The following is a 1,082-nucleotide window of genomic DNA, read 5'->3' as shown; positions in this document are numbered from 1 at the left end:
GCAACACGCACGGTGGCTGAAATGACCGCCGATACGTGGAACTGGCAGTCAAAAAATCCCAATGGCTATTCCCCTGCGTAGTTTATGTCGCCGCATTATTGTCTGCACTTTCCAATTCCATTGAGAAATGCAGATGAAAGAATTCTTAAAAGTTGAGTAAGTAACATGTCGAATGTCGAATTTAACCCAGTGGATCATCCACACCGCCGTTACAACCCTCTGACTGGGCAATGGATTTTGGTTTCACCTCACCGTGCAAAACGCCCTTGGAGCGGCGCAGATGAAAAGCCCGCATTGGATGAGCTACCAAGCTATGACGGTAAATGTTTCCTTTGTCCAACCAACGAACGTATCTCTGGCGATGTTAATCCAGACTACCAAGGCACCTATGTGTTCAATAACGATTTTGCTGCGCTGATGGTGGATTCACCAGATGCACCAGAGTCAAACAACCCGCTATTCAAAACGCAAGGCGTGCGTGGTTTGAGCCGAGTGATTTGCTTCTCGCCAGATCACAGTAAAACCTTACCTGAGCTGCCAGTGGATAAAATTCGTGGCGTGATAGATACATGGAATGAGCAAATTGAAGAGTTAGGTAAAGATTTCATCTGGGTTCAAGCTTTTGAAAACAAGGGTGAGACCATGGGGTGTTCTCAACCACACCCACACGGGCAGATTTGGGCGAACAGCTTTTTACCTAATGAGATCGAACGTAAAGAGCATAACCTAAAAGCGTATTACCAAGAGAAAGGAAGCAACCTACTGGTTGATTACGTTCAGGCTGAGTTAAAAGACGGCTCACGAATTGTTGTTGAAACCGAACACTGGGTTGCGGTTGTACCTTACTGGGCGGCCTGGCCATTCGAAACCATGTTGCTTCCAAAAACACACATTCGCCGCATGTGTGAGTTGAACGATGAGCAACGAGATGATCTCGCTATGGCTATCAAAAAGTTGACCAGCCGTTACGACAACTTGTTCCAGTGCTCTTTCCCTTACTCGATGGGCTGGCACTACGCGCCGTTTTTTGACCAAGGCACAGACATCGACCATTGGCAGCTTCATGCACTTTTTTATCCGCC

At 47.1% G+C, this 1,082-nt stretch carries 1 protein-coding gene; it reads left to right on the top strand.

Features of this window, described 5'->3' with window-relative positions; translation table 11 throughout:
- Nucleotides 1-165 precede the first annotated feature (165 nt).
- On the top strand, nt 166-1,082 hold a 917-nt coding region (locus R7Z50_RS24765), incomplete at its 3' end, for a UDP-glucose--hexose-1-phosphate uridylyltransferase (RefSeq protein WP_318149386.1).

Source organism: Vibrio sp. 1249-1 (assembly GCF_033340495.1).
This window is presented reverse-complemented; position numbering and strand designations above follow the sequence as displayed.